Origin of the sequence: Flavobacterium degerlachei, assembly GCF_900106645.1 — a bacterium.
Lineage (GTDB): Bacteria > Bacteroidota > Bacteroidia > Flavobacteriales > Flavobacteriaceae > Flavobacterium > Flavobacterium degerlachei.
This window is the reverse complement of record NZ_FNMV01000008.1, coordinates 65,130-79,092: the sequence shown is the minus strand read 5'-3', so window position 1 is coordinate 79,092 and position 13,963 is coordinate 65,130. Positions and strand designations below refer to the sequence as shown.

Genomic DNA, 13,963 nt, shown 5'->3' with positions numbered 1-13,963 from the left:
GTTTTTGTATTAGTAATAATTACTCACGACCATTAAAATGCTTTTTTACTTTTAAATTACAGGAATTTAATTTCAGTCTTAGAAATGTGGTGTTTGTATCGACTGAACGATTGATAAAAAGTGAAATTTTATAATACAATTATAAAATTCGTGCTGTTTTTAATTTCTTTTATATCAATGAATTAAGAAGACGAATAGTCAAAGTGTAATTTGTGCTATTCTTTCGTTTTTCCAAGCGGCAAAAGTACTGTATTATTTTGTTATTTCCAACAAGATATTGGAATGAAAATAAAGGAAAAATATTGGAATTTATTTTTTGCTAATCTTTAAAAGAGTAAAAATGTTTTTTTACAAAAATAAAGAGTTTAGTGTGTTGATTGTTAAGTCAGTAATGGCGCCATGTATTTTGTTTTTAAATCTGTAATTGATGCCGTTTTGGTGTCGTATTTTTTCGCTAAAACCTTAGTGTATTTTAGGAATTTAAGTTGCGTTATTTTAATTGGATTATGGACGTATTATTTAGTCGTGATAATAAAACACAGAAGAAGAATATAGTTCGTTATTCCACCAGTCTTTTTTAACCTTAGAAAAGTAGTTGTAATTCAATTTTCCTGCTTGTGATTGTAATGGATATTTCACCACACCATCTTCGCGGTATGCTTTTTTAGAATCAGTTTCGGGAACCACGGGAACAATATGTCCAGAGAGTCCTCTTTGTTTTCTTTTGGCACAAATTATTCCAATTCCGCCATTAGTATTTACTTTGGTTTGCATTTCATCAACACTAAACACTCTTTTCCAGCCAAAACTAGATCCCCATTTCAAAAACCAATCGTGAATAGCACTTGAATAAATTGTTTGTACCGTTTCACCATAAATAGCTTCGACTTCTTGTCCGTCAAGTATTTTTTGTAATGCCTCATCCGTCCACCAAACTGTAGGTAGATAGACTTTGGAAAAATAGCAGTAATCAAAGGAGTAAACGTTACAATAAGTATCTTCAACGGTTCTTTTATATCGAATACTTGCAGAAGCGTCAAGCTTATCGATTAGTCGAGCTATACTTTCACGTTTAGAAGCTGAGTCAGTCAAGTCTCTGAATGGTATGCTGGAATCACAAATGGGTTTGTACTTCATTTGTGTCGAATCTAATCGCGATTGTGGGTCGGGTAAAAAACCTGCAATCTTTATTCTGGAGTCTGGTATTGGGTCTGGAGCTATTAATTCAAAGGGAGGGGAAGTGGTATTGTTCTTCATTGTCATGTATTTAATTGATTCGTTTAACTACTTTAAAATTGATTGTTTTTAGCATCGTTTATTGTAGAAGCGGTTAAACTAGGTAATTTATAAAAAAGTTGTTTTGAAGATTGCTTGCTCTCGAAAGTTTTCTAGAACTCCTAAGATCCTCTTTATCTACAAAGACTTTTTTTAAAATTTAAATATAATAAAAAAATCTAAAAGGGGATGCGGAATTGTATTATAAATCTAAAGAATAACTTGAAAACAGGGGGTGTGAAGTGAATTGTATGTGCTAAATGGTTTAGAATATGTGTTTTACAAAATTGATGTTATTCTTTTAAAATTTGTATAGGAAGAGCTGGTGTATTATCAACGGTCAGGAGTTACTTACACATGGCATTTGACTATATGTTGGAGGACTATGCGGCTTGGTTGCAGCTGGTTTTAAATAGTATTTACTATGTCTTTTATTTCTTTTTCTAAAGAAAGGGCGTAATTATAACCGTAATCATAGATTTCTTCTGATCTTTTTAGGTTAAAAATACTGAATTGACTCATGTTTGGTGGTTCAATGTATAAAGTACAACTCTGTGTTTTATTTTGGACTGAGCTTTTCATGGCCAAATGGAAACAGCGATCAAGGATGTTATTCATGTGAACTTGATCTACTTCTTTTTTGATAGAGTTGACATAACTACCTATAATGATGTCACATTTATTAATTAATGGCTCTGTAGGGAAGTTGTTAATTACGCCTCCATCCACATACAAGGTGTCATTAAAATTGACAGGCTGAAATACTAATGGAATACAAGCCGAAGCTTGCAGAGCTTGAGCTAGATTTCCCGAAGAAAAATAAACAATCTCTCCCTTTAGAATATCAGTCGCAGCAACAAATAAGGGGATATTTAAATCTTCAAAGCTGTTGTTTGGAAAATATTCTTGATAGATGCCTTGAAAACCTTTCATTGCAAATAAGCCTTGCTTTTTAATGAGAATATTTGAGAAATTAAATATTTGCCCTTTTTTTAAAATGCTTACAATTTTAGGAATAGGGTAGCCAGCTGCATAAAAAGCTCCAGCAATCGCACCAGCACTTGTACCAGAAATAAAAGAAGGAACAATGCCGAATTCCTCTAAAGCCTTTAAAATGCCTAAATGTGCTATTCCGCGGGCGCCACCGCCTGATAAAACAATGCCAATTTTAGCTTTCGTTTCGATATCTAAATTATTTAAAATTTCTACTTAACGAATATAAAAAAAATAGTCTGATTATCATTATAATACATGATAATCAGACTATTGATAAATCAGGCGTATAGGTTTAACTAATTTTAATTTTTTAAATTTACTAAACTCTAAAGCTTATGAATTAATTATTAAACTGGTATTTTTTCTATTACAATTGGATCTTCTTCAGGAGTAAGGTAGGTGCTTGTCATCTCGATGATATCAATACGACACTTTGCTATACCACATTGGGACGCCTGTTGGCAAAAAGTATAATAGTTGGTTTGACCACCTTCATGCATAACAAGAGATTCGATGAAACGCTCTTTGTTTGCAGTAGCAGCAACGGCTAATTGTTCGTATTTCTTATCGGTACTTACTTCTTGATTTGTATCGCCATAATAAACTACTCGGCCATCAGTAATGAAGGTGTCGTATCCTTTTATTCCTAGGTCGATTAATTCCTGAATGTAAATGGCGAAATCAGCCTCTGTTTTTACTTTATCGTATGCTTCTTTGATTTGTTCTAGGGTAAACATGTTTTATTGTTTTAATTATTTTGTTGGAAAGGGTCGCAAATATACGTTATCTGAAAAACAAATATACTTTCTATTATCTTGCTTATCTTTTGTTAAATTATACAGAAACTCATTAATTTAGCAAAAGCCCTAGCCCCGCTATCCGCTGTATCTTTATGTTCTTTCTTTAAGAACATAAAGATACAGCGGATAGCGGGAACAAGCTCCTGAAATCAATTAAGAGTAGATCAAAAGATCAACTTAAACGGGACCGACACGAGCGATGACAGCATTAGAATACAATGACAGTGCCGCTAAAATGTCATCTTGTCATATTGTTTTACGCCATTTTTAACATAAACTGACAATTTCCGGAACCCTTTTGGATTGGCACAAAGATTGACTTAAGCACCATGAGTTGTTAAAATAAGTATACATTATAATTAAATATAAATAAAAATGGGTAAAATAATCGGAATTGATTTAGGTACGACAAACTCTTGTGTTTCTGTAATGGAAGGTAATGAAGCAGTTGTTATTCCTAATGCAGAAGGAAAAAGAACAACACCATCTATCATCGCTTTTGTTGAAGGTGGCGAAATTAAAGTAGGAGATCCTGCAAAAAGACAAGCGGTAACAAATCCTACCAAAACAATTGCTTCTATTAAACGTTTTATGGGTCATTCTTTTGCTGAAGTTACTGCTGAAGCAAAAAGAGTTTCTTACAAAGTAGTAAAAGGGGACAACAATACTCCACGTGTGGATATTGATGGTCGTTTATACACTGCACAAGAATTGTCAGCAATGACACTTCAAAAAATGAAAAAAACAGCTGAAGACTATTTAGGTCAAACTGTTACAGAAGCGGTTATTACTGTTCCTGCTTACTTTAATGATGCACAACGTCAAGCTACAAAAGAAGCTGGTGAAATTGCAGGTCTTAAAGTAATGCGTATTATCAACGAACCTACAGCAGCAGCGCTTGCTTACGGACTTGATAAAAAAGGTAAAGATCAAAAAATTGCTGTTTACGATTTAGGTGGAGGTACATTTGATATCTCTGTTCTTGAATTAGGAGACGGAGTTTTTGAAGTATTATCTACAAATGGAGATACTCACTTAGGTGGAGATGATTTTGACCACGAAATTATTGACTGGTTAGCTGACGAATTTAAAGCTGAAGAAGATATTGACTTGCGTCTTGACCCTATGTCATTGCAACGTTTGAAAGAAGCTGCTGAGAAAGCTAAAATTGAATTATCATCTTCTACTGAAACTGAAATCAACTTACCTTACGTAACTGCTACAGCTTCAGGACCAAAACACCTTGTTAAAAAATTATCTAGAGCTAAATTTGAGCAATTAACTGATTCATTAGTTAAACGTTCTATGGCACCAGTTGCTAAAGCACTTAAAGATGCAGGTTTATCTGTTTCTGATATTGACGAAGTGATCCTTGTAGGAGGTTCTACTCGTATGCCAAGAATTGCTGACGAAGTTGAAAAATTCTTTGGTAAAAAAGCGTCTAAAGGAGTTAACCCTGATGAAGTTGTTGCAATTGGAGCAGCTATTCAAGGTGGAGTTCTTTCTGGAGATGTAAAAGATGTATTGTTACTTGACGTTACACCTTTATCTTTAGGTATCGAAACTATGGGTGGTGTTATGACAACTCTTATTGAGTCTAATACTACTATTCCAACTAAAAAATCACAAGTATTCTCTACTGCTGCAGATTCTCAACCAACAGTTGAAATTCACGTATTGCAAGGAGCTAGAGCAATGGCTGCTGACAACAAAACGATTGGTCGTTTCCATTTAGATGGTATTCCACCAGCACCAAGAGGTGTTCCACAAATTGAAGTAACTTTTGATATTGATGCTAATGGTATCATCAAAGTTTCTGCAACTGACAAAGGAACAGGAAAATCTCATGACATTCGTATCGAAGCTTCTTCTGGATTAACAGCTGAAGAAATCGAAAGAATGAAACAAGATGCTGAAGCTAACGCTGAATCTGACAAAATTGCAAGAGAAAGAGCTGAAAAATTGAACGAAGCAGATGGAATGATCTTCCAAACTGAAACTCAATTGAAAGACCTTGGAGCAAAATTATCTGATGAAAACAAAGTTGCTGTAGAATATGCATTGACTGAATTGAGAATGGCTCACCAATCTCAAGACATTCCAGCTATTCAAACTGCACTTGATAACATCAATGCTGCTTGGAAAACTGCTACTGAAGCAATGTACGCACAAGGAGAACAAGGTCAAGATGCTGCACAGCCACAAGCTGACGCTCAAGGAGACGATGTTCAAGATGTAGATTACGAAGAAGTAAAATAATTATATTAGGTAGAGACGCGCTCTAGTGCGTCTCTATTAATTTTTTTGAGAAATAAAAAACCGAACTAGCGATAGTTCGGTTTTTTTATGGTTTTTATTTTTTGAAATTTTAATTTAAACCCGACAGGTTTTTAGAACCTGTCGGGTTTGCTATTTTATTAACGATAAAATTTATATTTCCAAGTAGCTTTCTAGAGTAATGAAACACTCTGATTGCTTATGACAGTCTTTAAAATTTTCTAAATCACCAAAAAAAGAAAGGATTTTAGTACGTTGTAATTTAGTTGGTTTGTTAGAGGTACAAGATTGATAAGAACTCCATGGATATTGTATGGGATGCTCACAAAAGCCATGATTAACAGGATTGTAATGAATGTATTTTATAAGGGTTTGGAGGTAGGTTTCATTATCAATCAACTTTCGTTTAAATGGCCTTTCAAATAAGGAGCCATGTCTATTAAAACTTTTATTAATCGATTTTGTATAGGCGTTAAATAGATTTCCAAAGGATTGATGAGGTGGGATTATTTTCTTTATTTCATAATCTTGTTGATGAAGCATTATTTCTTCAAATGTTTTAATTCTGACTAACAGATGAAAATGATTTTTTAATAAACACCAAGCATAAGTTTCAGCAATAGGTTCAATATGTTTACTATATAAATTTAAAAAATGTTCGTGATTTCTAGTCTCTTTAAATAGGTTTTCATCGTTAATTCCTCGATTATAAATATGATAATAATTACCATACTCTAAAGATTGAAATGTTTGCATATTTTAGATGTTTTAAAGGAATTCTAAATCCTAGAGGTTTTTAAAACCTGTCGGGTTTGTTTTGTAATAAACTAAAATTTATAGTATTTAAATCTATATTTAATTCAAAGATTAAATGTAATGAAAAACTACTTTGAATATAGCTTTTCGAATTCTAGAAGTAAATAATTTAGTTTTAAATATTTGGGTTTATTTCATAGTAAACTAAAATTTATCCTTTTGTAATTTAGTTAAATCTGAAGATTGATCTGAATAAGAAATCACTTCAAACATGATTTTTCTCATAAAATAAAATTACAGTAGCAATTACCTTTGTATTTTAAAGAATCTTAGAAAATAGACTTTTCAAATATGTTAACTAATAATAGATTCCTATTAGTTTTTCGTAATATTACTGTATATATAATTTAGGATGAGAAAAATCAAATTTAAAAAAGGGCGAAAGTCACAATCAAGCAAATTAGAATATACGGGGCGTCACAAAAAATTTGAGTCGGAAATGCAACTGTTTGTGTACGACGACTCGAGGGTTACTGAATATGAAGATTTGGATATATCCAATTTAAAAAAAGTCATTGATAGAGAGCAGAATAATTGGCTTAATTTGCATGGCTTAAACGAAATGGAAATCATTGAAGGCATAGGCGCTTTTTTTCAAATAGATAACTTTCTGCTTTCGGATATCTTAAATACAAGCAGGAGAACCAAACTTGAGGAATTTCCGGACACTTTATTTTTTAATATAAAATCCATGCTGCCTACAGAGAATTCTGATAATATCAGTGTAGAGCAAATCAGTTTCTTGATAAAAGATGGTGTTTTGATTTCTTTTCAAGAAAAAAGGAGTGATTTTTTCACACATATCAGGGAGAGAATTAGAAATCATTCAGGTATCGTTCGAACTAAAAAAGTAGATTTCTTACTGTATGTTCTATTAGATGCTATTATTGAAAATTTTTACGTTACCATAGAAAATGAAGAAGATAAGGTTGAGGAATTGATAAATTTGTCTAAGAATAGTGCTGACCCAGAAATTTTAGTGCGAATTGAGAAACACAGGGATAATTTTAATTTCCTAAAGCGTTCAATAATCCCATTGCGTGATTCTTTGTATGCAATTAAAATGTTGAAAGAAGATGAGGAGTTTATCGTAATTGAACAAGAAACCTACAGCTATTTTTCGCGATTGCATCAAAAAAGTTTAGAGTTGCTGGAACAAATAGATTCTGATATGGGAATGTTGGAGAGTGCCTCCAATTTCTTTTTCTCCTCTCAAACACATAAGATGAATGAAATCATGAAAACCCTAACGATTGTTTCGGCTATATTCATTCCCTTAACATTTATTGCAGGTGTTTACGGAATGAATTTCAGACACATGCCCGAACTAGAATATCAAAATGGATATTTTGCCGTTATTGGGATTATGGCATTAATTGTAGTGGGAATGATTGTGTATTTTAAAAGAAGAGATTGGTTTTGAGAAGTGAGAATATATAGAGGAAAGGGTATAGAAAAGAGAATATAGAGAAGAGAATAAAGAATAAGAACAAATTAATATAGATTAACCAATTTGAATTGGGATAATATTAAAACTAAAGAGAATGAACAAAGCCATTTATATAGCAACAAGCGAGCACAATAGTGGGAAATCCATTATAACGCTTGGTTTAATGAGTATGCTTATTGGTAAAACTGCCAAAGTGGGTTATTTTAGACCTATAATCGAAGATTTTGAGGATGGTAAACTAGACAATCATATTGAAACTGTGATAGGTCATTTTGGTTTAGATATTTCTTTTGAGGATGCTTTTGCCATTACGAAAAGTAAACTGATCAAAAAGAAAAATAAAGGTAAAATTGGTGAAGTGCTGGATCTAATTATTGAGAAATATAAAAAATTAGAGGAGCAGTTTGATTTTGTTTTGGTCGAAGGAACCAGTTTTAGTGGAGAAGGAACAGTCATTGAATTAGACATGAATGTACTGATTGCTAAAAACCTGGGAATCCCTACTATTATTGTGGGCTCTGGAGTAGGGAAAACACTGGAGGAACTAATTGACAGTCTATACCTTGCATACGACTCATTTAAGGTTAAGGATGTTGAGGTATTGGCCGTTATTGCTAATAAAGTGCAACCTGAGAATGTACAAGTAGTAACTGATGGATTGAAGGCAAGCTTACCAAAAGAGGTTTTGGTCAATGCGATTCCTATTATTTCTAGTTTGAATAACCCTACAATTAAAGAAATTGTGGACGAGCTTGATGCTAAAGTACTCTTTGGTGGCGAGTTTTTAAACAATGAAATTGGGAATTTCAGTGTAGGAGCCATGCAATTGCGCAACTATCTATTGCACCTAAAAGATAAAGCCCTTGTGATTACTCCGGGAGATAGAGCTGATATTATCTTAGGAGCTTTACAAGCTAATGAATCTGCTAATTATCCTACAATATCTGGAATAGTATTGACAGGAAATATAGTGCCTGATGATAGTATCCTAAAATTAATTGAAGGTTTGACTAGTATTGTACCTATAATTTCTGTTGAAGGTGGAACCTATAGTATCACTAACAGAATAGGGAATATTAAATCTAAGATATACGCAAATAATACCCAAAAGATTGAGACTTCCATAAATACATTTGAGAAGTATGTTGATTTAGATAGTTTATCTGAAAAGCTGAGCGCATTTGAAGCAGAGGGAATGACACCAAAAATGTTTCAATATAATCTGGTAAAAAGGGCTAAAAAACATAGAAAACATATCGTTTTGCCGGAAGGAAATGATGATAGAATTCTAATCGCAACCTCTAGATTATTAGCGATGGATGTAGTTGATATTTCAATTATTGGAAACAAAAAACAAATAGAAACTAAAGTGGCAGAGTTGGGGATAACTTTTGATTTTTCGAAAGTGAAAATTATCAATCCAATCGAATCAGCACATTATGAAGATTATGTCAATACCTATTACGAGTTGCGAAAAGCTAAAAATGTGACATTAGGTATGGCTAAAGATTTGATGGAAGATGTGTCCTATTTTGGAACAATGATGGTCTATAAAGGAGATGCAGACGGAATGGTTTCTGGAGCAGCACATACGACCCAACATACTATTTTACCGGCTTTGCAATTTATTAAAACGAAACCAAATACCTGTATCGTTTCTTCGATATTTTTCATGTGTTTAGAAGATAGAGTTTCTGTTTTTGGAGATTGTGCCATCAACCCGAATCCAACCGCGGAACAGCTGGCAGAGATTGCCATTTCTTCAGCTGATTCAAGTTTGGCTTTTGGAATAGAACCTAAAATTGCCATGCTTTCTTACTCTTCTGGATCTTCAGGAAAAGGGGATGAGGTAGAAAAAGTAAGGGCAGCAACCGAAATAGTTCGTAAAAAACGCCCCGATTTAAAAATTGAAGGACCTATTCAGTATGACGCTGCTGTAGACATGGAAATTGGTCAAAGTAAAATGCCAAATTCAGAAGTAGCAGGTCAAGCCAGTGTACTTATCTTCCCTGATTTAAATACGGGAAACAACACTTATAAAGCAGTACAAAGAGAAACTGGAGCATTAGCCATAGGACCGATGTTGCAGGGTTTAAACAAGCCCGTAAATGATTTAAGTCGTGGTTGTACTGTTGATGATATTATCAATACCGTTGTGATCACCGCAATTCAAGCGCAGGGGTTGTAAAGTTTTATTTAAAGATTGAAAAATTTAATGATTTAAAAATTAATTGTTTCGTCTTTCAATCTTTTCAATCTTTCAATTTTTAAATTTTAGTTCAATGAAAATAATAATTATAAATTCAGGCAGTTCATCTATAAAGTATCAGTTAATCAATATGCCTACTAAGGAGGTAATTTGTAGTGGTATGATTGATAGAATTGGGTTAGATTCTTCAAATCTTACATACGTAACCAATAGCACAAAATTAGAAGAATCTTTACCAATTGCCGATCATAAAATAGGTTTAGAGAAGATTGCTGAATTGTTAATGAATGATAATATTGGAGTAATTAAAACTACTGAAGAAATTAATGCTGTAGGGCATCGTGTGGTGCACGGAGGTAGTTATTTTACAGATACTACCATTATCAATAGCGACGTTAAAGAAAAAATTAAAGAACTTTCTATTTTAGTACCATTGCATAACCCAGCGCATTTGCTTGGAATAAATGTTGCCGAAGAAATTTTTGCAACAGCGAAGCAAGTAGCAGTATTTGATACCGCTTTTCATCAGACTATTCCTGTAGTAGCTTACAAATACGCGATACCCAATGCACTTTTGACAGAAAGTAAAATACGGGTTTATGGTTTTCACGGAATAAGTCACAAATATGTTTCTGAAAAGGCAATTGAATATTTAAAGAAAAGTTCAAAAATAATTAGCATTCACCTGGGAAATGGATGTAGTATGACGGCAATTCAAGATGGGAAAAGTATAGATCATACGATGGGTTTTTCTCCATCGAATGGGTTGATAATGGGAACAAGAAGTGGAGATATTGATCATTCGCTTATATTTTATTTGATAAATACATTAGGATATACAGCCACTGAGGTAAATAATTTATTACTTAAAGAAAGTGGAATGCTCGGACTTACTGGATACAGCGATCTTAGAGATATTGAAGCCAGTGCTGAAAAGGGGAATATTGATTGTCAGTTAGCTCTTGCTATGAATGCCTATCGAATCAGGAAGTATATTGGTTCGTATGCGGCAGCAATGAATGGTCTCGACGCAATTATTTTTACCGCAGGAATAGGAGAAAATTCATCTTATATCAGAAAATTAGTGTGTACTGATATGGATTATTTCGGAATAGAAATAGACATGGAAAAGAATGATATTCGTTCAAAAGAGATAAGGGAAATCAATACTTTAAATTCGAAAACAAAAATCATGGTGATTCCTACGAATGAAGAAGTAGAAATTGCAAATCAGGTTTATAATTTACTTTTGAATTAAAATAATATAATATTGTGTTCTAAAGCCTCTCGAACGAGAGGTTTTTTTATGCCTTATATTGAATAAATGTGTTTATATTTGGAAATAAAACCTTCCCACAAATTGAAATCAAAGACATTACCACTACTCTTTTTCTTTTTTATATCTATTCAATTGTATGCACAGGAGTTACTTCCTTTTGTAGAGAACTACAGTAAATCTGATTATCAGGGAGATAACCAGATTTGGAATGTGGCTCAAGGAAATGATGATGCCATGTATTTTGCCAATAACCACTATTTACTGCGTTACAATGGCGTGAAATGGGAAAAATATTTATTACCCAATAAAACCATTATACGTTCGATAATGGTAGATGGAGATAAAATTTATTCTGGTTCCTATAAGGAATTTGGATATTGGAATCGAAAGGATGGAAAGATGAATTATGTTTCCATTTCTAAAGGAAATAAAGTTTTTGATGAAAATGAAAACGAGGAAATTTGGAAGATTTTTAAATTTGAGGATAAAATTTATTTTCAATCTTTTAATATTCTATTTATTTATGATGGTAAATTTATTAAGAAGGTTAAACTCCCATTTCTTATTTCCTATTGCTTTATAGTTGATAAGCAACTCTTAATCGCTTCTGTGGAAAATGGAGTTTTTAGAATGAAAAATTCCAAGGTTGAAAAAATAAAAGGTTGGGGTGTTTTAGAGAATAATGTGATCCATTCTATTGAAAAGTATAAAAATAGAACGTACATTTTTACTAAGAAAAATGGCGTTTATATTGAAGAAAAAGGGATTTTAAGTCCTTGGAAAAACCCCTTAAATGAAACTTTAAAAACGGCAAATGTTAATGTTGCTAAGTTTATAAATAATAATAAACTAGTCATAGGAACAGCAAGCCAAGGTATTTATGTTTTAGACTTAAAAACAGATAGCTATAAAAACATCAATCGAAATAATGTATTGATGAACAATTCTATTTTGAGTATAGGTTTAGACAAAGAAAATGATTTGTGGCTAGGTCTCGATAATGGAATTGCACACATTGAAGTCAATTCAGCTATATCTATTTTTTCTGATAATTCAGGAGTTTTAGGTTCGGTATATTCAGTTGCAACTACTGACAAAGGATATTTAATGGCTTCTAATCATGGTGTTTTTAAATATGAAAACAGGCAGTTTACATCAGTTCCTAGCATGCATGGACAGGCTTGGAATATTAGTAAAATAAACAATAAATACCTTATTGGTCATAACGAGGGAACTTTTATTTATGAAAATGGCACTTTTTCTAAATTGAATGATAAAAACGGGGGATGGAATCTTACTAAAAGTAATATAGATAATTCTTATTTGCAAGCAACATATAGCGGAATCACCATTTACAATGACGGGAATGATTTAACTAAAAAAGTGGATATAGTTGGACTTTTGAAGCCTATAAAATATATTGCTCAAAATAAAAAAAATGAAATCTGGGCGGCGGATAATTACAGAGGACTGTATCGAATTCAGTTGAATGAAAACGATGAAACTGTTGCTGTGGAAAACGTGAGTCAACGTAATAAAATTGCAAATGATTTTGGAGTCAAGATATTTGAGTTTCGAACTGAAATACTCTTTTTAATTCATAATTCTTGGTACACTTATAATTCCATTACCAATCAATTAGAGATGAATGAATTGTTTAATTCTAATTTCAGAAACATTTCAGATATTGTCGCTATTGACAATAATCATTTCATGGTATTAAAAGAGGGGCTTTTGTACCCTATCTATGCAGATGGAAATAAATTCGTTTGGAGTAGCATTCAAGAAAAGTATTATAAAGGAAAGATTATCAATGATAATTTAAAAATATTTAAAAATAAGGACCGCTATTTATTAAATTTAGATGACGGATTTATCTCTCTTCAACTGGCAAATAATGCTAAAAAAGATCAAAAAATAAGGATAGAAGCTTTTAATAATGAAAACCTTATCGATGACCAATCAAAAATTAAGTACAATTCTGAATTAAGTATAAACGTCATTTCTGGAATTTATGGCGCCGAGAAACCAAGTTTGTTTTATAAGATTGATGAATCCTCTGATTTTATTCGGATTAAAGAAGGAATGATTGTTTTGAATAATTTAGATAATGGAAATCACATTTTAAATATTTATAACCATGACGGTTTGGAATTTACTAAGGTATCGAGTTTCGGTTTTACCGTATCAAAACCATGGTATTTTTCTTTTTGGATGGTTTTATTGTATTTCTGTTTAGTGGGCGCTATTTTATACGTTTATTATAAATGGAATAAAATGAGATACGCACAGAAACTGGAACTAAGGGAAGAGGAACTGAAGCATCAAAAGAAAATTCTAGAGATTGAACTTAAAGCCGAAAATGAATTGAACAGCCAAGAATATGAGAAACACATCCTTGAGCTAGAGTTGCAGTCAAAATCGTCAGAGGTGGCTGGAAAATCACTTTCGATAGCCAAGCAAAGCGAAATGATTGAAAAGATTCAAGGAATTTTGGAATCCGAAACAGACTTCAATAAATTAAAAAGCGAAATTAAAAAAGCTATTAAAATTAATGCAGTTAACAAGCATGAATGGGAAACTTTTGAAAGTAATTTAAATCAAATTCATAATGAGTTTATTATCAATTTAAACAAAAAGTTTCCTAATCTTACTTCAAAAGATATCAAGCTTTGTATTTACTTAAAAATGAATTTAACATCGAAAGAAATTGCACCCATGATGAATATTTCCTTCCGTGGTGTAGAACTTCATCGTTATCGACTACGGAAGAAATTGAACCTTGTTCAGGACGACAACCTATCTAAGTTTTTATTATTAATATAAAAACAACTCATTTTTTACATTTAATTTATTTTTCA

9 protein-coding genes are annotated in these 13,963 nt (G+C 32.4%); 5 read left to right on the top strand and 4 right to left on the bottom strand.

Going from position 1 to position 13,963, the window contains the following annotated elements:
- Positions 1–519 precede the first annotated feature (519 nt).
- The 3 genes from BLV91_RS09455 to BLV91_RS09445 form a co-directional block, all read right to left on the bottom strand.
- On the bottom strand, positions 520–1,257 hold the full coding sequence (locus tag BLV91_RS09455) for a hypothetical protein (protein WP_091432540.1): 738 nt from the start codon (positions 1,255–1,257) through the stop codon (positions 520–522).
- Positions 1,258–1,683: 426 nt separating this feature from the next.
- On the bottom strand, positions 1,684–2,436 hold the full coding sequence (locus BLV91_RS09450; RefSeq protein ID WP_262488619.1) for a patatin-like phospholipase family protein: 753 nt from the start codon (positions 2,434–2,436) through the stop codon (positions 1,684–1,686).
- A gap of 182 nt (positions 2,437–2,618) precedes the next feature.
- Entirely contained in the window at positions 2,619–3,008 is a 390-nt protein-coding gene (locus BLV91_RS09445; protein WP_091432221.1) for a DUF1398 domain-containing protein, read from the bottom strand.
- Between the two features lie 438 nt (positions 3,009–3,446).
- On the opposite strand from BLV91_RS09445, the gene dnaK reads away from it, so the two are divergent.
- Complete coding sequence (gene dnaK, locus BLV91_RS09440) at positions 3,447–5,330, top strand: molecular chaperone DnaK (RefSeq protein ID WP_091432218.1); 1,884 nt, start codon at positions 3,447–3,449, stop codon at positions 5,328–5,330.
- Positions 5,331–5,501: 171 nt separating this feature from the next.
- Here dnaK and BLV91_RS09435 read toward each other — a convergent pair whose 3' ends face one another.
- Entirely contained in the window at positions 5,502–6,104 is a 603-nt protein-coding gene (locus BLV91_RS09435) for a hypothetical protein (RefSeq protein ID WP_091432215.1), read from the bottom strand.
- A 412-nt stretch (positions 6,105–6,516) separates the two neighbouring features.
- Between BLV91_RS09435 and corA the strand changes: the two genes are divergently transcribed.
- The 4 genes from corA to BLV91_RS09415 all read left to right on the top strand — a co-directional run bounded on the left by corA (position 6,517) and on the right by BLV91_RS09415 (position 13,928).
- Complete coding sequence (gene corA, locus BLV91_RS09430) at positions 6,517–7,587, top strand: magnesium/cobalt transporter CorA (protein ID WP_091432213.1); 1,071 nt, start codon at positions 6,517–6,519, stop codon at positions 7,585–7,587.
- 121 nt (positions 7,588–7,708) lie between these two features.
- Positions 7,709–9,802: a phosphate acetyltransferase gene (pta, locus tag BLV91_RS09425; RefSeq protein ID WP_091432211.1), complete on the top strand. Its 2,094-nt coding sequence runs from the start codon at positions 7,709–7,711 to the stop codon at positions 9,800–9,802.
- A 94-nt stretch (positions 9,803–9,896) separates the two neighbouring features.
- On the top strand, positions 9,897–11,081 hold the full coding sequence (locus BLV91_RS09420) for an acetate/propionate family kinase (RefSeq protein ID WP_091432208.1): 1,185 nt from the start codon (positions 9,897–9,899) through the stop codon (positions 11,079–11,081).
- 102 nt (positions 11,082–11,183) lie between these two features.
- Positions 11,184–13,928, top strand: coding sequence for a ligand-binding sensor domain-containing protein (locus BLV91_RS09415; RefSeq protein ID WP_245709647.1), 2,745 nt, complete (start codon positions 11,184–11,186; stop codon positions 13,926–13,928).
- Positions 13,929–13,963: the final 35 nt, after the last annotated feature.

Excerpts from the sequence above, each read along its gene's own strand:
- pta (WP_091432211.1), top strand. The coding sequence starts at position 7,709 with ATGAACAAAGCCATTTATATAGCAACAAGCGAGCACAATAGTGGGAAA.
- BLV91_RS09455 (WP_091432540.1), bottom strand. The coding sequence starts at position 1,257 with ATGAAGAACAATACCACTTCCCCTCCCTTTGAATTAATAGCTCCAGAC.
- BLV91_RS09435 (WP_091432215.1), bottom strand. The coding sequence starts at position 6,104 with ATGCAAACATTTCAATCTTTAGAGTATGGTAATTATTATCATATTTAT.
- BLV91_RS09445 (WP_091432221.1), bottom strand. The coding sequence starts at position 3,008 with ATGTTTACCCTAGAACAAATCAAAGAAGCATACGATAAAGTAAAAACA.
- dnaK (WP_091432218.1), top strand. The coding sequence starts at position 3,447 with ATGGGTAAAATAATCGGAATTGATTTAGGTACGACAAACTCTTGTGTT.
- corA (WP_091432213.1), top strand. The coding sequence starts at position 6,517 with ATGAGAAAAATCAAATTTAAAAAAGGGCGAAAGTCACAATCAAGCAAA.
- BLV91_RS09420 (WP_091432208.1), top strand. The coding sequence starts at position 9,897 with ATGAAAATAATAATTATAAATTCAGGCAGTTCATCTATAAAGTATCAG.